Origin of the sequence: Streptosporangium sp. NPDC002721, from assembly GCF_042888905.1 — a bacterium.
In the GTDB taxonomy this organism is placed as follows: Bacteria; Actinomycetota; Actinomycetes; order Streptosporangiales; family Streptosporangiaceae; genus Streptosporangium.
On sequence record NZ_JBIAQI010000017.1, the window covers coordinates 211,942 to 232,843 of the forward strand.

Annotated in this window: 19 protein-coding genes and 1 riboswitch; of the genes, 5 read left to right on the plus strand and 14 right to left on the minus strand. The window is 71.0% G+C overall.

Going from position 1 to position 20,902, the window contains the following annotated elements:
• Positions 1-144 precede the first annotated feature (144 nt).
• Positions 145-1,086 (plus strand): SAM-dependent methyltransferase, encoded by a 942-nt coding sequence (locus ACFYWM_RS24930; protein ID WP_389917855.1) that lies wholly within the window; start codon positions 145-147, stop codon positions 1,084-1,086.
• A 212-nt stretch (positions 1,087-1,298) separates the two neighbouring features.
• Here ACFYWM_RS24930 and ACFYWM_RS24935 read toward each other — a convergent pair whose 3' ends face one another.
• Complete coding sequence (locus tag ACFYWM_RS24935) at positions 1,299-2,498, minus strand: cytochrome P450 (RefSeq protein ID WP_389917856.1); 1,200 nt, start codon at positions 2,496-2,498, stop codon at positions 1,299-1,301.
• A 27-nt stretch (positions 2,499-2,525) separates the two neighbouring features.
• Positions 2,526-3,407, minus strand: coding sequence for a TerC family protein (locus tag ACFYWM_RS24940; RefSeq protein ID WP_389917858.1), 882 nt, complete (start codon positions 3,405-3,407; stop codon positions 2,526-2,528).
• Positions 3,408-3,672: 265 nt separating this feature from the next.
• Positions 3,673-3,788, plus strand: a riboswitch (SAM riboswitch).
• A gap of 52 nt (positions 3,789-3,840) precedes the next feature.
• On the opposite strand from ACFYWM_RS24940, the gene ACFYWM_RS24945 reads away from it, so the two are divergent.
• The 3 genes from ACFYWM_RS24945 to ACFYWM_RS24955 are packed head-to-tail and all read left to right on the plus strand — an operon-like array spanning position 3,841 to position 7,726.
• Complete coding sequence (locus ACFYWM_RS24945) at positions 3,841-5,181, plus strand: aminotransferase class V-fold PLP-dependent enzyme (protein ID WP_389917860.1); 1,341 nt, start codon at positions 3,841-3,843, stop codon at positions 5,179-5,181.
• 17 nt (positions 5,182-5,198) lie between these two features.
• On the plus strand, positions 5,199-6,383 hold the full coding sequence (locus ACFYWM_RS24950; protein WP_389917862.1) for an NADH-quinone oxidoreductase subunit D: 1,185 nt from the start codon (positions 5,199-5,201) through the stop codon (positions 6,381-6,383).
• Between the two features lie 17 nt (positions 6,384-6,400).
• Positions 6,401-7,726, plus strand: coding sequence for an acyltransferase family protein (locus tag ACFYWM_RS24955; protein ID WP_389917864.1), 1,326 nt, complete (start codon positions 6,401-6,403; stop codon positions 7,724-7,726).
• A 15-nt stretch (positions 7,727-7,741) separates the two neighbouring features.
• On the opposite strand, the gene ACFYWM_RS24960 is transcribed toward ACFYWM_RS24955, so the two are convergent.
• The 11 genes from ACFYWM_RS24960 to dacB all read right to left on the minus strand — a co-directional run bounded on the left by ACFYWM_RS24960 (position 7,742) and on the right by dacB (position 18,468).
• Entirely contained in the window at positions 7,742-8,194 is a 453-nt protein-coding gene (locus ACFYWM_RS24960) for a DUF3180 domain-containing protein (protein ID WP_389917866.1), read from the minus strand.
• The gene (gene folK / locus ACFYWM_RS24965; RefSeq protein WP_389917868.1) at positions 8,191-8,688 is read right to left on the minus strand and encodes a 2-amino-4-hydroxy-6-hydroxymethyldihydropteridine diphosphokinase; all 498 of its coding nucleotides are present in this window, start codon (positions 8,686-8,688) and stop codon (positions 8,191-8,193) included. Before folK ends, ACFYWM_RS24960 begins: the two co-directional genes overlap by 4 nt.
• Positions 8,685-9,074: a dihydroneopterin aldolase gene (gene folB / locus ACFYWM_RS24970; RefSeq protein ID WP_389917910.1), complete on the minus strand. Its 390-nt coding sequence runs from the start codon at positions 9,072-9,074 to the stop codon at positions 8,685-8,687. The genes folK and folB overlap by 4 nt, the downstream gene beginning before the upstream one ends.
• Before the next feature lie 416 nt (positions 9,075-9,490).
• On the minus strand, positions 9,491-9,931 hold the full coding sequence (locus ACFYWM_RS24975; protein WP_350972537.1) for a nuclear transport factor 2 family protein: 441 nt from the start codon (positions 9,929-9,931) through the stop codon (positions 9,491-9,493).
• Positions 9,928-10,779, minus strand: coding sequence for a dihydropteroate synthase (gene folP / locus ACFYWM_RS24980; protein ID WP_389917870.1), 852 nt, complete (start codon positions 10,777-10,779; stop codon positions 9,928-9,930). The genes ACFYWM_RS24975 and folP overlap by 4 nt, the downstream gene beginning before the upstream one ends.
• A 415-nt stretch (positions 10,780-11,194) precedes the next feature.
• Positions 11,195-11,779: a GTP cyclohydrolase I FolE gene (folE, locus tag ACFYWM_RS24985; protein ID WP_362695303.1), complete on the minus strand. Its 585-nt coding sequence runs from the start codon at positions 11,777-11,779 to the stop codon at positions 11,195-11,197.
• 2 nt (positions 11,780-11,781) lie between these two features.
• Complete coding sequence (ftsH, locus tag ACFYWM_RS24990; protein ID WP_389917873.1) at positions 11,782-13,785, minus strand: ATP-dependent zinc metalloprotease FtsH; 2,004 nt, start codon at positions 13,783-13,785, stop codon at positions 11,782-11,784.
• Positions 13,786-14,065: 280 nt separating this feature from the next.
• Positions 14,066-14,623 carry a hypoxanthine phosphoribosyltransferase gene (gene hpt, locus ACFYWM_RS24995; RefSeq protein WP_362695307.1) on the minus strand — a complete coding sequence of 186 codons (558 nt, stop codon included), beginning with the start codon at positions 14,621-14,623 and terminating at the stop codon, positions 14,066-14,068.
• 12 nt (positions 14,624-14,635) lie between these two features.
• The gene (gene tilS / locus ACFYWM_RS25000; RefSeq protein WP_389917875.1) at positions 14,636-15,649 is read right to left on the minus strand and encodes a tRNA lysidine(34) synthetase TilS; all 1,014 of its coding nucleotides are present in this window, start codon (positions 15,647-15,649) and stop codon (positions 14,636-14,638) included.
• Positions 15,650-15,928: 279 nt separating this feature from the next.
• On the minus strand, positions 15,929-17,023 hold the full coding sequence (locus tag ACFYWM_RS25005) for a zinc-dependent metalloprotease (protein WP_389917912.1): 1,095 nt from the start codon (positions 17,021-17,023) through the stop codon (positions 15,929-15,931).
• 77 nt (positions 17,024-17,100) lie between these two features.
• The gene (dacB, locus tag ACFYWM_RS25010; protein ID WP_389917877.1) at positions 17,101-18,468 is read right to left on the minus strand and encodes a D-alanyl-D-alanine carboxypeptidase/D-alanyl-D-alanine-endopeptidase; all 1,368 of its coding nucleotides are present in this window, start codon (positions 18,466-18,468) and stop codon (positions 17,101-17,103) included.
• Positions 18,469-18,589: 121 nt separating this feature from the next.
• Here dacB and ACFYWM_RS25015 point away from each other — a divergent pair, with 121 nt between their 5' ends.
• Positions 18,590-19,087, plus strand: coding sequence for an inorganic diphosphatase (locus ACFYWM_RS25015; RefSeq protein ID WP_329087576.1), 498 nt, complete (start codon positions 18,590-18,592; stop codon positions 19,085-19,087).
• A 250-nt stretch (positions 19,088-19,337) separates the two neighbouring features.
• Here ACFYWM_RS25015 and ACFYWM_RS25020 read toward each other — a convergent pair whose 3' ends face one another.
• Positions 19,338-20,627, minus strand: coding sequence for an NlpC/P60 family protein (locus ACFYWM_RS25020; RefSeq protein WP_389917879.1), 1,290 nt, complete (start codon positions 20,625-20,627; stop codon positions 19,338-19,340).
• Positions 20,628-20,902: the final 275 nt, after the last annotated feature.

Below are 20,902 nucleotides of genomic sequence, written 5' to 3' on the forward strand. Positions count from 1 at the left end.
CGCCGACGCGGCGTCGACAACGATCGCGCAAACCGGTGACAGAATGTAGTCATGCATTCACTCGAAGCGTCAGCGCGAGTCGATCTCGTTCCCCCGCCCCGGCGGGTAGCGTCTGAGAGCGTGTGGCTCACCTGGCGTGCCGCGATGGAGCATGCGCTCTACGGCGAAAGCGGCTTCTATCTCCGGGAGCGCCCCTCCAGTCATTTCCGGACATCGGTCGGTGCCTCCCCCGTCTTCGCCGAGGCCGTGCTGCGCGAGCTGGCCGCGGTCGACGAGGCGCTCGGCGGCCCCGATCCGCTCGACCTGGTCGACATCGGCGCCGGCGAGGGCGAGCTGGCGGCCGGCGTGCTGGCCGCGGCGCCGCCCGCGCTCCGGTCGAGACTGCGGGTGACGGCGGTCGACCTGGCGTCCCGGCCGCCGGAGCTGCCCGAGGAGATCGTCTGGGCGAGGGCCGCGCCGGACGGGATCCACGGGCTGGTGATCGCCAACGAGTGGCTCGACAACGTCCCGGTCGATGTCGCGGAGCAGACGGCCGACGGGCCCCGGCTCGTCATGGTCAACGTCACCGACGGTGAGGAGCGCCTCGGCGGCAGGCCCTCCGAGGCGGACCTCGCCTGGCTGGACCGATGGTGGCCGATGCGGGCCGTCGGGGAGCGGGCCGAGATCGGCAGGCCGCGCGACAGGGCCTGGGCGTCGGTGGTCGTACGGCTGGCGCGCGGCCGGGCGGTCGCGATCGACTACTCCCACGCCCTGGACGACCGGCCGCCGTACGGCACGCTGGCCGGATACCGCGACGGAGCGATGGTCGCGCCCGTGCCCGACGGCTCGTGCGACATCACCGCCCACGTGGCGCTCGACGCCTGCGCGGCCTCCGGCGAGAGCGCCGGGGCCGTCACGACGGCGCTGACCACGCAGCGCGAGGCGTTGCGCGCCCTCGGCGTCACCGGGGGCCGTCCCCCGGTCGCGCAGGCCGGGAACGACCCGCGCGGCTACCTGCAGGCCCTCGCCAGGGCCTCGGAGGAGGCGGAGCTCATCGCGGCGGGCGGCCTCGGCGGGTTCGGCTGGCTCTCCCAGAGCCGCCGCTGACCCACCGCGCCGACATCCGGCTGTCCCCAGAGCCATCACCGACCCACCACACCGACGCCCGTCTCAGAGCCCCGTCGACCCGCCACACCGGCGCCGGCCCGGCGGGGCTCACCGCCGAGGGCTCACCGCCGGGGGCTCACCGCCGGGGGCGAGCACCGTCCGTCGCTCGGGACGACACCCGTGTGTGACGGGTCACCCGTGTGCGACGGGTTTCAGACCCGTACGTCGAGCGAGGTCAGGCCCCGGATGACGTAACCCGGGCCCCAGGAGGGCTCGGCGGCGAGTTCCATCTTCGGTGCCCTGCGCAGCAGGGCACCGAAGGACTCGATCAGCTCGACCCTGGCCAGCGGCGCCCCCAGGCAGAAGTGGATTCCGGCGCCGAAGGAGATGTGCGGGTTGTCGGCCCGGCCCACGTCCAGGCGGGCGGGGTCGGCGAAGACCTCGGGGTCGCGGTTGGCCGAGCCGAACAGCAGCGCCACCTCGGCGCCGCGCGGGATGTCGACCCCGCCCACCGAGATGTCCTCCAGCACCCAGCGCTCGAACATCTGCAGCGGGGTGTCCCAGCGCATCAGCTCCTCGACCGCCGTGGGCAGCAGCGCGTGGTCGGCGCGGAGCCGGTCCAGCTCGGCCGGGTTGCGGAACAGCGACCACCAGCCGTTGCCGGTGACGTTCACGGTGGCCTCGTGCCCGGCGTTGAGCAGCAGCACGCAGGTGCCGACCAGCTCCTCCTCGGTGAGCCTGTCACCCTCGTCGGCCACCAGGGCGAGCGCGCTGATCAGGTCGTCGCCGGGGTCGGCCCTGCGGGCGCGGGCCAGCTCGACGAGGTAGGCGGAGAACTCCTCGGCCGCCCGTACGGCCGTGTGCTGGGCCTCGACCGACGGCTGGAGCTCGTACATGCCGCAGATGTCGGCCGACCAGGGCCGCAGCAGGTGCCGGTCGGCCTCGGGGACGCCGAGCATCTCGGCGATCACCGTGACCGGGAGCGGCTCGGCGACCTCGGCGATCAGGTCCCCGCCGCCGCGCTCGACGAAGGCGTCCACCAGCTCCCCGGCCATGCGGGCGACCTTGGGGCGGAGCGCCTCGACCATGCGGGGGGTGAACGCCTTCGACACCAGCCGCCGGAGCCTGGTGTGCACCGGCGGCTCGACGTCGAGCATCCCCGCCCTGATCACCCGCCAGAACGGGTCCTGGAACCCGGGGTCGTCCGGCCTGCCGAACTCCCGGTGCGAGGCGACGTGCAGGTAGGAGCGGCCGAGCCTGCGGTCCCGCAGCAGCGCGTTGACGTCGGCGTGCCTGGCCACCAGCCACTGGCCGGTCGGCTCGAAGAAGCTGACCGGCCGCTCCCGCCTCAGCTCGTCGTAGACGTCGTAGGGGTGGGCGACGAATTCCGGATTCCAGGGATCAAAGAGCACGTAAGCATCGTAATCCCCGGTCCAGGATCAGGCCCGTTCGTCCGGCTTCCCCCTCTCGGCGGGCTCGTCGGCGCGGCCCGCCGGAGCTCCCTGGCTCACCGGGGCCTCCTGGGTCCCGGCGCTTTCCTGGGTCCCTGCGCTTTCCGGGGTCTCCGAACCGGCGTCACTCCCGGCCTCGTAGCGGGCGCGCAGCTCGACCGGCTTGCGCCTCACCTTGCGCATCCGGATGTTCAGCAGCTCCACCAGCAGCGAGAACGCCATGGCGAAGTAGATGTAACCCTTGGAGATGTGCTGCTCGAATCCCTCGGCGATGAGAACGACACCGATCAGCACCAGGAAGGACAGCGCGAGCATCTTGATGCTCGGGTGCCGCTCCACGAAGCGGCTGATCGGCCCGGAGGCGACCAGCATCACGATGACCGAGACGATGACGGCCGCGATCATGACGCCGATCTCGTCGACCATGCCGACCGCGGTGATCACCGAGTCGAGCGAGAAGACGACGTCGAGGATCATGATCTGGATGATCACCGAGGTGAAGGACGAGGCCACCTTGCCGTCGGAGTGACCGGAGTCGCCCTCCAGGCTGCCGTGCATCTCATGGACGCTCTTGCCCAGCAGGAACAGGCCTCCGAGTATCAGGATCAGGTCGCGCCCCGATATCCCCTGCCCGAACACCTCGAACATCGGTTCGGTGAGCCTCACCACCCACGACAACGCCAGCAGCAGCAGAAGGCGGCTGATCAGGGCGACGGCGAGACCCAGCTTGCGGGCCTTGTCGCGCTGTGCGGGCGGGAGCTTGCTCACCAGGATCGAGATGAAGATGATGTTGTCGATCCCCAGGACGATCTCCAGGGCGACAAGGGTGAAGAACCCTATCCATATCTCCGGGTTGGTCACCCAGTCCATTGCTTTCTCCTTCGTCGGTCGGCGCTTGGAGCACACCGTCGGCCAACTGCCCGAACGCTTCTTCGGCTGACTGCCAGGACGACCGGGAGGCGCCCGGAGTTCCTCTCTTTCATCACACTTCGCTCTCGAATTCGCCGAGAGCTCCCGATGGGCGTTCGTCCCGGTCGTCACGCTTCGCCGGGCGCTCGCCCGAGGCTCCGATATCGGGTTGATCACGTTTCGGACTTGCGGGGCACCGCGAAGTGTCGGTTATAGTTCCCCCGTAGGTCATGAGTGCCAGTGACAAGCCCCGGCTCGCTGGCCGGCAACCCTCGCGTCCGCGGCGGGGTGCCCCGGGTGAGGACCTGGTCCGGCACGAGGTGTGCCGGGCAAGCGCGGGCTCCAGGCACCTGTGTCACGGGTTGGGGTCCGATGACCTCGAAGGAGCCCTGGCATGTCCACCCTGACGATCCTCAGCACCCCCGAGAGCCTCGCCTCCGCTCAGGCGAGCGCCCCCGAGAGCACCGCCTCCGCTCACGCGAGCTCCCTCCAGGCCCGTACGCCGGGTGAACGCCCGATCCCGGCCGTGCTCGGCTCGGACCTGGAGGTCCCGGTCAGGGGCGGCAGGCTCGTCCGCTACGCCAACCTCGACTACGCCGCGAGCGCCCCCTGTCTGGAGCCGGTGAGCGCCGCCGTCGCCGCCGCGCTCCCGGCCTACTCCAGCGTCCACCGTGGCGCCGGGTACGCGTCCCAGCTGACCACGGCCCGCTACGAGCAGGCCAGGCACACGGTGCGCGCCTTCGTCGGCGCCCGTCCCGACGACTCCGTGATCTTCACCCGCAACACCACGGACGCCACCAACCTGCTGGCCCGCAGCCTGCCCGAGGGCACCACCGCCGTGGTCTTCGACACCGAGCACCACGCCTCGCTGCTGCCCTGGGCGCGGGCCGTGCGGCTCGCGGCCCCGGCCTTCCCCGGCGAGGCCGTCCGGGCCGCCGACGACGCCCTCGCCTCGATCGACGGTCCCAAGCTGCTGGTCGTGACCGCCGCCTCCAACGTCACCGGGGAGCTCTGGCCGATCGCCGCGCTGGCCCACATCGCCCACCGCCACGGGGCCCGCGTCCTCGTCGACGCCGCGCAGCTCGTCCCGCACCGCCGCCTCAACCTGACGGCGCTCGACCTGGACTACGTGGTCTTCTCCGGCCACAAGCTCTACGCTCCGTTCGGCACCGGGGCGCTGATCGGCCGCTCCGACTGGCTGGCCGAGGCCGAGCCGTACCTGCGGGGCGGCGGCGCGGTGAAGGCCGTGAACGACGACGGCACCGAGTGGCACGACGACCCCGAGGCCCGGCACGAGGCCGGGACCCCGAACGTGCTGGGCGCCGTCGCGCTCGCCGCGGCCTGCGACGCCCTGACCGCCACCGGCTGGACCCCGCTGGTCCGCGAGGAGGAGCGCCTCCTCGGCCGCCTGCGCGCGGGCCTCGCCTCCGTCCCCGGCGTCCACGAGCTGTCCCTGTGGGGCCCGGACCACCCGCGCGTCGGCATCGTCTCCTTCGTGGTGGACGGCTTCACCGCCCGCGAGGTCGCCGAGGCCCTGTCCGGCGACTACGGCATCGGCGTCCGCGACGGCAAGTTCTGCGCCCACCCCTTCGTACGGCACCTGCTGGGCGCCAAGGACGGCGGCTGCGACGACGTCACCGCCTCCGCCGTCCGCGCCTCCATCGGCATCGGTACGACCTCCGAGCACGTCGACCGGTTGGTCGACGCCCTGCGGGATCTTGCCTCGCGCGGCTGACGTGACAGCATGGCCCTATGACTGAAGGCGCGCCCCGCGAGCTGAACGTGGGTATGGGGGCGGGCGCCGAGGCCGTGCGGGGGGCGTACGGCAAGGAGCTCGCGACCGAGGACATGATCCTCAACATCGGACCGCAGCACCCGTCCACGCACGGCGTGCTGCGGCTGCGGCTCACGCTGGACGGGGAGCGGATCAGCGCGGCCGAGCCGATCGTGGGCTACATGCACCGGGGCGCCGAGAAGCTCTTCGAGGTCCGCGACTACCGGCAGATCATCGTGCTGGCCAACCGGCACGACTGGCTGTCGGCGTTCGCCAACGAGCTGGGCGTCGTGCTCGCGGTGGAGCGGATGCTCGGCATGGAGGTGCCGGTCAGGGCGGTCTGGACGCGCACGCTGATGGCCGAGCTCAACCGGGTGCTCAGCCATCTGATGTTCCTCGGCTCCTACCCGCTGGAGCTGGGTGCGATCACCCCGATGTTCTACGCGTTCCGGGAGCGCGAGACCCTCCAGGCCGTGATGGAGGAGATCTCCGGCGGGCGCATGCACTACATGTTCAACCGGGTCGGCGGCCTCAAGGAGGAGATCCCTTCAGGGTGGACGGGCCGGGCCGCCCAGGCCGTGGCCGACGTGCGGCGACGGCTGCCCGACATCGAGAACCTGATCGCCGGGAACGAGATCTTCCTCGCCCGCACGCGCGGGGTGGGCGTCCTCGACCGCGAGACGATCATGCAGTACGGCGTGAGCGGCCCGATCGCCCGCGCCGCGGGCGTCGACGTCGACCTGCGCAGGGACGAGCCCTACCTCGCCTACGGCGAGCTGCCGGTGAAGGTCGTCACCCGGTCGGCGGGAGACTGCCACGCCCGGTTCGAGGTGCTGCTGGAGCAGGTGAAGGTCTCCCTCGACCTGGCCGACGCCTGCCTGGAACGGCTCCTCGACCTGCCCCCGGGGCCGGTCAACCAGCGCCTGCCCAAGGTTCTGAAGGTTCCCGAGGGCCACACCTACGCCTGGACGGAGAGCCCGCTCGGCCTCAACGGCTACTACCTGGTCTCGCGCGGGGAGAAGACGCCGTGGCGGATGAAGCTCCGCTCGGCCTCCTTCAACAACGTCCAGGTGCTGCGCGAGATGCTTCCCGGCCACCTGGTCGCGGACATGGTGGCCATCCTGGGCTCGATGTTCTTCGTCGTCGGCGACATCGACAAGTAAGGCACGGTTGCAACCGCATGATCGAGCCCGGTGAGGACCAGGAGAGGGCGACCCCCTCGGCGCTCCCCACACCCCTCCCCGCCTCCCCTGGAACTCCCGCCACCTCTCCGGAAACCTCGGCTTCTCCGGAAACCTCGGCTTCTCCGGGAACCCCCGCCTCTTCAGGAACCCTCGCCGCCCCTCCGGGAACCCCCGCCCCTCCGGGAACCTCCGCTTCTCCGGGAACCCCCGCCTCTTCGGAGACCCCCGCCGGGGACGGGCCGCGGCGGGACCGGTACGTCGACTGGTTGCGCGCGTTCAGCCTGATCGTCGTGGTCGTCTGGCACTGGGCGTTCACGATCCTGCAGTGGGGCCCCGACGGCCCCTCGCCGACGAGCCCGCTGGGTTTCACCTCGGGGCTGTGGATACTGACCTGGCTGCTGCAGGTGCTGCCGCTCTTCTTCTACGTGGGCGGGCACGTCCACCTGCTGTCGTGGAACCGGGCCTGCGAGCGCGGTGTCGGCATCGGCACCTTCGTGTGGCGGCGCATCCGGAGCCTCGCGATCCCCGCGCTGGCGCTGGCCGGGACCTGGATCGTGTTCGGCGCGCTCGTGGCGTGGGCGTTCGGGATCGAGTGGATGGACCGCGTGGTCCTGCTCGTCATCAGCCCGCTCTGGTTCATCGGCGTCTATCTCGTGCTGATCGCCCTGCTCCCGATCTCGCTCTGGCTGCACCAGCGCTACGACGTGCTGGCCCTGATCTGGCTGGCGGGGGCGGCGCTCGTCGTCGACGTGCTGCGGCTGCGCTACGGGTACGAGGCCGCGGGCTGGCTCAACATGATCATCGTCTGGGGACTGGCCCACCAGGCCGGTTTCTTCTACGACAGGGTGGTGGCGCTTCCCCGCCGCTTCGACGTCGCCATCCTGTGGACCGGCCTGTTCGCCCTCTTCGGCCTGGTCTACTCGGGCATCTACCCGGGTTCGATGGTGGGCGTCCCCGGCGACAAGCTCTCCAACATGGCCCCGCCCACCTTCGTCATCGTGGCGCTCCTGATCTTCCAGATCGGCCTGGTGGAGGTGCTGAGGCCGTCCATGGAACGCCTGCTCGAACGTCCCGGATGGCAGCGCGTGAACGAGACGGTCAACCGGTTCGCGCTCCCGCTGTTCCTGTTCCACACGACCGGCATGGCGATCTGGGTGGCGCTGACCTGGTGGCTGGCGGGTGTCGGACCCGGTGTGGGGGTGCGGCCCGACCTGTTCTGGTGGCTGGAGCGCCCCCTGGCCGTCGCCGGGGCGCTGGTCTGCACGCTCCCGGTCATCATGCTCTTCGGCCGCAAGTGGACGGCGAGACGGCGGCCACGCTAGGGCGCGGCTCCCGCCTCAGCGATCGTCGTCCGCGGAGTCCCTGGGCACCTTGCAGCAGTGCTCCAGGTACAGGGCCGAGCAGATCAGCAGCACGCACGCCAGCAGCGACCCGCCGGTGATGAAGAAGTCGCGGCGGGGGACCTCCTGCTCCAGCAGCTCCACCGTGTAGAGGGTGAACCCGGCGAAGATCCCGCCGAAGATCGCCCCGCCGTACGCGGAGGCCTTGGCCAGGGCGGCCAGGCGGGCCACGGCCAGGGGTTCGACGGGCTTGGTGTCGGGCCTGCGCTCGATCCTGGCCTTCGTCATCCACCCGCTGTAGAGCTCGCCGATCGCCAGCAGCAGCACCGTCGGGATCGCCGTCCACGGCACGGTCGGCAGATCCGAGTAGAGCGGTTTGAGGAGTCCCCAGGTGAGAATCGCGAACACGAGGAAGATCCCGACGAGGGCACCGGGACGGGTTGGCTTCACACGGGCCTCTGGAGGGTCAGGTCGGGGCGTGGCCGTACGTATCCCTGGTCGAGACCGGCCAGCAGGTCGGCCGCCCGGTGCCCGGAGAGGACGGCGCCGGGGTCGGCCCGCACCCAGGGGACCAGCACGAACGCGCGCTCGTGCGCCCTGGGGTGCGGCAGGGTGAGGTCGGGGTCGTCCATGGCGACGTCCCCCACGGTGATCAGGTCGACGTCCAGGGTGCGCGCTCCCCAGCGCTCCACCCGGACCCTTCCGAAGGCGTTCTCCACACCTTGAGCACGATCGAGGAGCTCCCGAGGTTCCAGCGCGCTCTCGGCGATCACCACGGCGTTGAGGTAGGCGCCCTGTTCCGGACCGCCGACCGGATCGGTCTCGTAGACCGGCGACACCGCGACGAACGTGAGACCCGGCTTCTCGAAGAGGGCGTCGAGCGCGCTCCGCAGGGTGTCGAACCGGTCGCCCAGATTGCTGCCGAGCGCCAGGACCACCCTCATGCCCGGCTCCGGGTGATCGTCACGATCACGTCGTCGAACGGCAGCGGGATCGGCGCGGCGGGCTTGTGCACGCTCACCTCCGCCGCCTGGACGAGCTCGCGGGACAGGCAGACGTCGGCCAGCCGCTGGGCGAGGGTCTCGATCAGGTCGACCGGCTCGCCCGCCACGACCCGCGCCAGGTCCTCGGCGAGCTCGCCGTAGTGGACGGTCCTGGTGAGGTCGTCACCGGCCGCCGCCGGCGCCGTGTCGAGGAACAGGGTGACGTCGACGACGAACTCCTGGCCAAGCTCCCGCTCCGCCGCCAGCACGCCGTGCCGCCCGCGCACCCGCAGCCCCCTCAGGCTGATCCGGTCGGCGGCCCTCCCGCCGGACGCGCCCGGTGGCAGGCCGTACGCCACCGCCCCGGACGGGCCCGCGGCGAGGTTCACCAGTGAATCCAGCGGGTCCAGTGGGTCCAGTGGGTCCAGTGGGTCCAGCGGATCCAGTGACCGGCCGCCGATCGGGCCGCCGACCGGCTCGTCGGCCGGATCTCCGATCAGGTCGCTGACGCCGTCGTCGATCCGCAGGGGAGCCTCGTCACGTCCCCCGGCCCCGTTACCGATTCCTTCAGCGTCTCTGACGCTGTGACCGGCCCCGAGTCCGTCACCGGCCCCGAACCCGTCACCGATCCGCCCCGCGCCCCCGGTGGAATCGGCACGCCCGCCGGGCCGCCCGTCCGTCACGGAACCGCCGTTCGAGGCGGGCCGCTCCCCGGCCGCCGGATGGCCGCCACCCCCGCCGTGCCGTTCACCGGTGCGCTCGCTCACGCGGCTTCCTCTTCCTCGTCCTCGTCGTCGCCCTGCAGCACGGGTGAGCCGTGGTGCAGCCAGAGCCGCCACCCCGCCGACGTCCGCACGAAGGTGTTGCTCGCGACCACCTTGCCCGCCGCGAAGCTGGAATCACCTTCGTCGCCCGCGGTGAGGATGTTCTCCTCACAGGTGAGGATGGCGACGTCGCCCAGGACCATGACGCGGACGTCGGTCAGCACGAACTGGATGTAGGGCGTGTTGGCCATGATGAGCGCCCACGAGCGCAGCACCTCCTGCCGGCCGTTCACGATCGGCCAGCCGGGGTGGACGCAGCTCACCTGCTCACCCTCGATGTCCTCGGCCCAGATCTCGGTCATCCGGTCGAGGTCGGCGTCCTCGATGGCGGTGTAGAACGCCTGGTTGACCGTCTCGACGGCGGTGGTGTCGACGCTCATGATCTCGCTCCCTGAACTGCGGCAGCCACACGGACGGCGTCCGCGTTCGGACGGACGTCGTGCACGCGCACACACCAGGCCCCCGCCTGCGCGGCGAGCGCGGTCACGGCGAGCGTGGCATCGTCACTACGACTGAAAGGGCGCGGCACGCCCTCCGGGTCGGCCAGGAGGCGACCCAGGAAGCGTTTCCGCGAGGCTCCGACGAGCAGCGGGTAACCCAGCTCCGCGAGCCTGTCGATGCCCGCGATCAGCGCCCAGTTGTGTTCGGGGTTCTTGGAGAAGCCCAGCCCCGGGTCGAGCACGATCTGCTCCTCCGCCACTCCTTCGGCCAGCACGGAGGCGACCCGCTTGGCGAGCTCCTCGCGCACCTCGGTCACCACGTCGCCGTACACGGCCCTGCGGTCCATGGCGTGGCTGTGGCCCCGCCAGTGCATCACCACGTACGGCACCCCGGAGGCGGCCACGACCCTCGGCATCGCCGGGTCGGCCAGCCCTCCGCTGACGTCGTTGACCAGGCTCGCCCCGGCCTCCACGGCCATCTGGGCGACCTCGGCCCGCATGGTGTCGACGCTGACGGTGACGCCCTCGCGGCTCAGCTCCCGGATGACGGGCTCGACCCTGGCGAGTTCCTCCTCCAGCGACACCCGGGCGGCGCCGGGCCTGGTGGACTCGCCACCGACGTCGACGATGTCGGCGCCCTGCTCGACCAGCTCCAGGCCGTGACGCACGGCCACCGCCGGGTCGAACCACCTGCCCCCGTCGGAGAAGGAGTCGGGAGTCACGTTGACCACGCCCATGACGAGGCACCGGCCCGCGTCCGGCAGCCCGGGCACACTCCACGTAGTCATGGCGACAAGCCTAGGCGTTGCGCACTGTACGCCCGTCTCGTGGGTCCGGCTTGCGCCATAACGAATCCGCACACCCGTCACAGGGCGGACGGCCCTCGGCCGGTGTCCCGCCCGGGACCTCTGGCCGGCATGCGTTCTCCCCCACTCGGAGTCGGCGGCTTCGCGGGACCTTCGGGCGTGGCCGTCTCGATCCGGGAGTCGGGGAGAAGCCCGGCCCTGCCGGGTGTGGCGGTATCAGCCCGGTCAAGGTCGGCCTGGGGAGCTTTCCCCGCCCCGCAGCCCTTCCCCGCCACCGACCGGGTCCGGCCACCGACAGCCCTCGACAACGCGGAAACCCCGCCCGGACCGACGATGGCGGTCCGGGCGGGGTCACCCGTACAGGCTGTGCGGGCTCCCGAAAGCGCGCGGGAGGCGGTCAGCGGATGATGAGGGCCATCGCCTCGGCGCGGGTCTTGTCACTGTTGCGGAAGTCGCCGCGCACCGCCGAGGTGATCGTCTTGGCGCCCGGCTTGCGGACCCCCCGCATGGTCATGCAGAGGTGCTCGCACTCGATCACGACGATGACCCCCCGCGGCTCCAGCACGTTCATGAGCGCGTCGGCGATCTGGGAGGTCATCCGCTCCTGCACCTGGGGACGCCTGGCGTACACGTCGACGAGGCGGGCGAGCTTGGACAGGCCGGTGACCTGGCCCTTCGCGTTCGGGATGTAGCCGACGTGGGCGACGCCGTGGAAGGGCACGAGGTGGTGCTCGCAGGTCGAGTAGACCTCGATGTCGCGGACGAGCACCATCTCGTCGTGGTCGACGTCGAAGACCGTGGTTAGGACGTCCTCCGGGGTCTGCCCCAGCCCGGCGAACTGCTCCGCGTAGGCGCGGGCGACGCGGGCGGGGGTGTCGCGGAGGCCGTCGCGGTCGGGATCCTCGCCGATGGCGATGAGGATCTCCCGGACGGCACCCTCCAGCCGGGCCGCGTCTACCTGAAGCGGCTTGGCACCTCCCACGCTCAGTTCACGTCCTTGGGCGAGGCGTCGGGGTGGCCCGTCCCCGCCGGAAGGGCGCCGTTGCCGCCGGCCTCGCCCGCGGGGAGCGAGCCGTTGCCGGACTGCTCCTTGCGGGACAGGATCGGCGGGCGGTTGGAGGGCAGCCGCTTGCCGTAGCCGGAGTAGGAGGGCCTCTTCTCCTTGACGACGACCGGGGCGAAGATCTGCAGAACCTGTTCGCGGGAGAGGGTTTCCTTCTCCATCAGCTCCAGCACCAGGTTGTCGAGCACGTCGCGGTACTCGACGAGGATCTCCCAGGCCTGGTCGTGGCCGGACTCGATGAGGCGGCGGACCTCCTCGTCGATCGTGGAGGCGATCTTCTCGGAGTAGTCGCGCTCGTGACCCATCTCGCGGCCGAGGAAGACCTCACCGTTGCCGCTGCCGAACTTGCGGGCGCCGAGCTGCTCGCTCATGCCGTACTCGGTGACCATGCGGCGGGCGATGGAGGTGGCCTTCTCGATGTCGTTGGAGGCGCCGGTGGTGGGCTCGTGGAAGACGAGCTCCTCCGCCGTACGGCCGCCGAGGAGCATCGCGAGCTGGTCCAGCATCTCCGAGCGGGTCGCGAGGAACTTGTCCTCCATCGGCAGCGTCATCGTGTAACCGAGGGCGCGTCCACGGGACAGGATCGTGATCTTGTGGACCGGGTCGGAGTTGGGCAGCGCGTGCGCGACCAGGGCGTGCCCGCCCTCGTGGTACGCGATGATCTTCTTTTCCTGGTCCGACATGACGCGGGACTTGCGCTCGGGCCCGGCCATCACGCGGTCGATGGACTCCTCGAGCAGCTCCATCGTGATCAGCTTCTCGTCGGCTCGCGCGGTGAGCAGCGCGGCCTCGTTGATCACGTTGGCCAGGTCGGCACCGGTGAAACCGGGCGTCCGGCGGGCGATGATGTCGAGGTCGACGCCCTCGGCGAAGGGCTTGCCTCGGCCGTGCACCTTGAGGATGCCCTTGCGGCCCTCCAGGTCGGGGCGGTCGACGGTGACCTGGCGGTCGAAACGACCGGGGCGCAGCAGCGCCGGGTCGAGGATGTCGGGCCGGTTGGTCGCGGCGATCAGGATCACGCCGCCCTTGACGTCGAAGCCGTCCATCTCGACGAGGAGCTGGTTCAGCGTCTGCTCGCGCTCGTCGTGGCCACCGCCGAGACCGGCGCCGCGGTGGCGGCCCACCGCGTCGATCTCGTCGATGAAGATGATCGCCGGAGCGTTCGCCTTGGCCTGCTCGAACAGGTCGCGGACCCGCGAGGCGCCGACACCGACGAACATCTCGACGAAGTCGGAACCGGAGATGGAGTAGAACGGCACCCCGGCCTCACCGGCGACGGCCCTGGCGAGCAGGGTCTTGCCGGTTCCGGGCGGGCCGTAGAGCAGGACGCCCTTGGGGATCTTGGCGCCGATCGCCTGGAACTTGGCCGGGGCCTGCAGGAACTCCTTGATCTCCTGGAGCTCCTCGATGGCCTCGTCGGCACCCGCGACGTCGGCGAAGGTGGTCTTCGGGGTGTCCTTGGTGATGAGTTTCGCCTTCGACTTGCCGAAGTTCATCACCCTGGAGCCGCCGCCCTGCATCTGGTTCATGATGAACAGGAAGAACAGCACGATGAGGACGATCGGCAGGAAGCTCACCAGGAGCCCGAGAAGGAAGTTCTCCTTGGGCACGTCGACGTTGTATCCGCCGGGCAGCTTGTTGGCCGCCTTGGCCGCCTGGAGCTTGTCGGCGAGCTGCACGCCCTGACCGGTCACCCACGAGGAGTAGTAGCGCTTCTTGTCGGTCAGAGTGACCTCGATGCGCTGGTCCTTGTCGATGATCTTGGCGTTGGAGACCTTGCCCTCGTCGATCCAGCTGATGATCTGGGAGGTGTCTCGTCGCTCGAAGTTGCCCTCACCGCCCCACATGGAGGTGACGAGAAGGAGCAGTACGACGATGCCCAGGATCCACAGCAGTGGCCCACGTGTAAATCGCTTGAGATCCATCCGATGCGGAACCCCGGCGGGCCCGTCCCTTCCTGACCAGAGCCTGGCAACCCCGGGCGAACCCGGGGTTCGCGGTATCCCTAACCGCTCCAACTGACTACCCAGAGACGGCGGGAGGCCACCTCTTCGGTTGTCCGAAGGTACACCGGCGTGGCGCGCGGGGTCACCGCGCGGACAGACCGGCTTTGCCCTACCAACGTACGTCAGGTAGGTCCGTGTTCCCCGCCGCTATGGGCAATGTCGCGTTTGTGAAGGGCTTACTTCGCGCAGGGCGTACTTTTCAGCCCGCTCCGTATACGTGAGGGGCGAGAGTTCCGATGAAGGGAAGGTTGCGGTAACGCTCGGCGTAGTCGAGGCCGTAACCGATCACGAACTCATTGGGAATGTCGAAGCCGATGTACTTCACGTCGATCGGCACCTTGACCGCGTCCGGCTTGCGCAGCGCGGCGCAGATCTCCACCGAGGCGGGGTTGCGCGACTTCAGGTTGTGGACCAGCCACGACAGGGTCAGGCCGGAGTCGATGATGTCCTCGACGACCAGGACGTGGCGTCCGGCGATGTCGGTGTCGAGGTCCTTGAGCACGCGCACGACGCCCGACGACCTGGTGCCCGCCCCGTAGGAGGAGACGGCCATCCAGTCCATCTGCACGGGCAGGTGCAGGGCTCTCGCCAGGTCCGCCATCACCATGACCGCGCCCTTGAGCACGCCCACGATCAGCAGGTCCTTGCCCGCGTAGTCCTCGTCGATCCGGCTCGCGAGCTCCTTGATCTTGGCTTGGAGCTCTTCCTCGGGAATGAGGACCTTCGAGAGGTCCCTGCCCATATCGGCTGCGTCCACCTGGGATTTTCCTTACGAAACGGGGCTGGCTGGCTGTCTGGCGAGTATCAGGGTGTCATACCGGCGGATCGCGCCCACCCCCCCGGGCACCTCTACGCGCCGCTGCCCCCGCCACGCCGTGATCAGACGGTCGACCTGCAGGACGTGCGAGGCCGCGAGCGTGCCGGGCGGCGACCCCGCGTCGATCGCGGCTCTCCGCAACACCCTCCGCCGCACGGCGGCCGGAAGCGCCTCCAGGTCCCGTACGGCCACCGTCACCGTTCCGATATCGCTTAGAGCGCAATCCCGTACGGCGACACGGGCGTAGATCTCCCCGGCCCAGGCGTCCAGCGCGTCGGCGTCGTCGCGGCACAGGGACGCGGTCCTGGCGAGCGCCTCGGCGACGCCGGGGCCGAGCTCGTCCTCCAGCGCGGGCAACAGCCGCTCGCGAACCCGGACCCGGGTGTAGCGGGGGTCGAGGTTGTGCGGGTCGTCCCACGGGGTCAGGCCGAGCGCCGCGCAGGCCGCCACGGTCGTCGCGCGGCCGAGCTCCAGCAGCGGCCGCCGGTAGATCCCGGCGCGGGCGGGCATCCCGGCCAGCGACCGGGTGCCGCTCCCCCTGGCCAGCCCGAGCAGCACGGTCTCGGCCTGGTCGTCCCTGGTGTGCCCGAGCAGCACGGCCACCGCCCCCAGACGCTCCGCGGCCTCCGACAGGGCCGCGTACCTGGCCTGCCTGGCCGCCGCCTCCGGCCCTCCCGAGGTGCCGACGGAGACGGGCAGCGCCTCGGCGAGGTCGAGCCCCAGGCCGGGAGCGAGCCGTACGACGTCGCCCGCGCGGTCGCCCGACCCCTCCTGCAGGCCGTGGTCGACGCTGAGCAGCCCGGCGCGCAGCCCGGCGCGGGGCGCCGTGAAGCCCAGCGCGGCGGCGAGGGCCAGGGAGTCTGCGCCGCCGCTGCACGCGGCCAGCACGAGGGCGCCCGGCTCCAGGTCACCCAGTGCGAGCCGGACGGCGCGCCGGACGTCGGCGACGGCGGGATGCGGACCCATGCCCGCCATTGTCCGGCCTCGGAAGGAAGGGCGGCACGACCGCCCCGCTCACGGCCGGCCTCGAAACGGGCGCCCCGCTCACGGTCGATCTCGGTTCGAGGCCGTGTCGCGCTCGAATCCGGCCTCGGACCGGGTGCCGCGCTCGCGGCCCGATCTCGAAGCGGGCGCCCTGCTCACGATCGCCCCTGGGTCCGCCCCGGCCGCCGCTCGGCCTCGGACCGGCCGGGCGGCCCGGTCGATCCGGACGGCCCGGACGATCGGGTGGCCCGGCCGGGCCGGTCAGCCGGTGGTGCCGCTCGCCTCGGGGATGGCCGGGGTGCCGATCACCCTGGCGATCCAGCGCTCCGGCTTGGCGATCTCCGCCTGGCTGGGAAGCGTCTCCGGCGAGGTCCAGACCTTGTTGAAGCCGTCGATGCCCACCTGCCCCACGACCGTGCGGACGAAGGCCGAGCCCTCGGCGTACTGCTTCATCTTGAGGTCGAGGCCGAGCAGCCTGCGGATCGTGCGGTCGAGACGGGAACCGCCCTCGCGGCGGTGGTGGAACTTGGCGCGGATGTCGGCGACCGTGGGGACCACCGAGGGGCCGACCGCGTCCATGACGTAGTCGCCGTGTCCCTCGACCAGGGTCATCACCGCGGTGAGCCGGTCGAGGATCACCTTCTGCTCGGGCGTCTGGATCGCGTCGATCAGGTTGCCCTCGCCGCCCCTGACGACGTCGGCGAACGTGTCGGCGGCCGAGCGGAGCCGCTCCAGCAGCGCGGGCAGGTCGATGTCGGAGGCGAGCAGGAAGTCGGTCGTCTGCGTCCTGACGTACTCGCGCAGCCAGGGGACGCCGGTGAACTGCACCCGGTGGGTCTCCTCGTGCAGGCAGACCCAGAGGCGGAAGTCACGCGGGTTGACGTTGAGCTCGTGCTCGGCGTGGACGATGTTGGGCGCGACCAGGGTGAGACGTCCCGTGGGCGCCTGGCCGGTCGGGTCGGGCGGCAGGAACAGCTCGTACTGCCCCAGGACCCGGGAGGCGAGGAAGGCCAGCACCGCGCCCACCTCGACGCCGGTGACGCGCGAGCCCACCGCGCTCACGATCGCCGGAGCCTGGTTGCCCCGGGCGGACATCCGCTCGGTGAGCGGCTCCAGCACCACCCGGAACCCCTCGATGTTGGCCTTGATCCAGCCGGGCCTGTCGACGATGGTCGCGGCCTGCGGCGCGGTCTCGGTGTCGATTCGGGTGAACTCGCGGACGTGCCCCTCGGCCTCGCGCGAGAGCCGCCGTAAGTCGGCGACGGCCTGCCGGGCCTCCTCTCGGCTGACTTGCGGCCCGGGGCGCACCAGGCGCGTTCCGGTCGCTACGGCAAGATCCCAGTCGATCACCTGCATACCGTCCACCGTACGTGCTCTCCTTCCGACTCGCGCACCCGGACTCTTTCGCCGGCTCGCGCGTCCGGAACCCGTGGTCAGCCGGTGGCGACCGCGGCGGCGAGCCTGTCGAGGGCCGCCTCTGCCTTGCCCCAGCCCGGCGGTACCTTGTCCGCCATGAAGGCGAAGGTCACCAGGCGTCCGCCCCGCGTGGTGGTCATGCCCGCCAGGGTGTTGACCCCGTCGAGGGTGCCCGTCTTGGCGCGGATCAGCCCGTAGGCGGAGTGGAGCTTGCCGAACCTGTGCCCGAGGGTGCCGCTGAAACCGGCGACCGGCATGCCGCTCATGATCGGGTGCAGGGCGGGGTTGGCGGGGGAGGCCGCCGCGGCGACCAGGCGGGCGAGCGCCTCGGGGGCGATGCGGTTCTTCGGCGACAGCCCGCTGCCGTCGAACACCCGCACGCCCTTCGCCGCGCCGAGCCTGGTCAGCACCTTGCCGACGGCCGCGGCGCCGCCGTCGAAGGAGGCCGGCTCCCCCTCCTTGAGCGCCACGTGCCTGGCCAGCGCCTCCGACAGGTCGTTGTCGCTGAGCGTGAGGGCCCGCTCGACCAGGGCGTAGACCGGCGCGGAGTCGACCCGGGCGAGTTCCTGCGCGCCGGCCGGGGCCTTGGATCGCCTGGCGGATCTGGAGACCGTGACCCCGTACTTCGACAGCAGCGACACGAACGCGGCGTGCGCCGTGCGGGAGGGGTCGGAGACCCGCTGGTCGCTGTCCCGCGAGACCCTTCCCTCGTCGATCATGAGCGCCGTGACGGGGGCGACGCTGCCCTCGGGCACGTAGCCGGGCTTCCAGGTCGCGGCGGTACGCGGCCCGGTGTAGAGGGAGTCGTCGTAGGCGACCGTCACCTTGGTCACCCCGGCCGCCTTGAGTGCCCTGGCGGTACGCGAGGCGAGGGTGGCGAGCGAGGCGGGCCGGGGGTAGACCGAGTTCCCCGCCGTCCTGGGACTCGCCAGGGTGGGGTCACCGCCGCCGACAAGGATGATCGAATTGGGCGAGGCCCCCCGCACCACGCGGGTGTTCAGCCTGGTGTCGGGTCCCAGCGAGGCCATCGAGGCGACCGCGGTGACGACCTTGGTGGTGGAGGCGGGGGTGATGCCCGTGGCCGCGCCGCTGCCGAACAGCAGGGCACCCGTCTCCGCGTCGAGGACCGCGGCACCGACACTTTCCCCCAGGGCGGGGTCACCCAACGCCTCGGTCAGCCGTCCCGCCAAAGTACCCTTGGCGGGGAGAGGGCCGTTCCCCCCCGCGGCCAGCACCGGACCAGCGGTGATGACCGGGACGGGGGGCGGCTCGGCCGACGCGACGATCGTCTCGGGCTCACCCTCGACCAGCACATCGCTGGTGATCAGGTGTGCCCCGGCCGCGACGACGAAGATCTGCAGCAGGACGAGAGTGACCAACGCCACCCACCGCTCACGCCGCATTTCGTCGCCGTCCTCTCATCATCTGTATCCAAAAGGCATAAATCGCCTACGAGACATTAACGCCCAACCGGGGGTGCCCGGGGGCCTGAGTGGAGGAACCGCGGTGGAGTTCGACGTTCTCGTTGAGATTCCCAAAGGGCAACGGAACAAGTACGAGGTGGACCACGAGTCAGGCCGCATCAGGCTCGACCGCATGCTCTTCACCTCCACGCAGTACCCCGCCGACTACGGCTTCATCGAAGACACCCTCGGCGAGGACGGTGATCCACTCGACGCCCTGGTGTTGCTCCAGGAGCCGACCTTCCCCGGTTGTCTGATCAAGTGCCGGGCGGTCGGCATGTTCCGCATGACCGACGAGAAGGGCGGCGACGACAAGGTCCTGTGCGTCCCCGCCACCGACCCCCGGATGGAACACATCCGCGACATCCACCACGTCCCGGAGTTCGACCGCCTGGAGATCCAGCACTTCTTCGAGGTCTACAAGGATCTGGAGCCCGGCAAGTCGGTCGAGGGCGCCAACTGGGTCGGCAGGGTGGAGGCCGAGGAGGAGATCGTCCGTTCCATCAAGCGCGCCAAGGACGAGGTCCACGGAAAGCACTGACTCGTGACCGGGTCATCACCCGGTCCTTGACCGGCCGCCCCCTGGCCGGTCATCCTCCGGACGGTCATTCCCCGACCTGTCGCTCTCCGGCCGGTCGTTCTCTGGCCGGTCATTCCTCGACCTGTCGCTCTCCGGCCGGTCGCTTTCTGGCCGGTCGTTCCTCGATCGATCGTTCTTCAGTTGGTCGTTCTCTGATCGGTCGTCCTTTTCGGCCGATCGCCTTTCGGCCGGTCACTTCTTCGGCCGGTCGTCACGCGGGACGGGTCGCGCCCACGAGGTCGCTGCGCCACATCGGCGCGACCCTGACCACGTCTCCCGTCTGCGGGGCGTGCACCATCAGCCCCCGGCCGATGTAGATCCCCACGTGGTGGATGTCGCCGGGGTTGCTGGTGATCTGCCCGTAGAAGAGCAGGTCGCCCCGCCGCAGCTCGCTGAGCCGCACGTGCGGGCCCGCCGTCCACTGGGTGCCGGTCCAGTGGTCCAGGGCGATCCCGACCCGCTCCCAGGCCCGCATGGTCAGCCCCGAGCAGTCGTAGGCCGCCGGCCCGGCGGCCGCCCACACGTACGGCTTGTCGAGCTGGGTGAGCGCCCAGTCGGCGGCGATGTCGCCCCTGGCGGAACCGGCCGCCACGTCGCGCGCCCAGCGCGACGCGGACTCTCCCGAGGCCACCGCCATCCGCGCCGCCTCGCGGCGCATCGCGGCCGCCTGGTATCGGGCGCGCTCGGCCTGCTCCCTGGCGATCCTGGCCTGCTCCAGGGCCGCCTCGCGTCTCCTGGCGAGCAGGTCGGCGGTGTCGCGCGCCTCCGCGGCCAGCTTCTCCAGCCGGGCCTGCTCCTCCTTGATCCGCCTGGTCTCGTCGACCTGCCCGGCGACGGCCTCCTCGGCCGCGACCTTCGCCTCCTCGGCCCTCGCCTGCGCCTCCCGCTGCGCGGCGTAGGCGTCGTCAGCCTGCGCCTGGAGGATGGCGAAGACCTCCTGGGCGTCCCGCAGCTGCTTGAGCGTCTCCGCCTGTCCCCCGCCCATGTGGGCCAGGATGCTGGCCCTGCGCAGGTAGCCGTCGTCGGTGGGGCCGCCGCTGTCGGTCATCATGGCCATCATCGGCTGGGTGATGTCCAGGCCGCCGTAGCTCTGCGCGGTGATCGCGGCTACCGCCTCCCTGGCCTCCCCGACCTGGGAGCCCGCCGTCCTGGCCCGCTCCGCCGCCTGCTCGGCGACCTCCCTGGCGCGAGCCGTCCTGACCAGCTCCCCGTTGTACGACTCGACGAGGCGCTCCGCCCGGGCGACCAGCTCCTCCAGCCTGGCCTGCGCCTCGGCGACCAGGACCGTGGTCGAGCCGAGCCTCTCGCCGCGCTCGCGGGCCAGCGCCCGCGCGTCGGCGACCTCATCGGCCGACGGGCCCGACACGCCGCCCGGAGCGGCGTCGTCGGTCGGGCCCGGCCGGCCCGGAACAGCGCCGGCGGGGAGCCCCGGCCCGGCGATCAGGCAACAGGCGAGGCCCGCCACCGCGGCGGCATGACGGCGCCGTCTGACTGGATGCATGCGTCTCCCCCGGAGTCCCCCTCGAATACCGCGTGTCGCGGCCCCACTGCGTGTCGCGGTCCCACCGCGTGACACGGCACGTCGCCGCGTGCCAGGCGGCGGCCTACCTCAACATTCCCGTTCGTCACTCTCCGCACACATGCCACTCACGCCTCGTGGTCACCGCCCGCCACAATACCCCCGCCGACCAGGGTTTCGGTCCCCGTATCCCGCGACCGACCTCCCGCTCGGCGGGTGCGCGGTGGTTTTCTCCCCGGACATCCGTACGGCCCGCC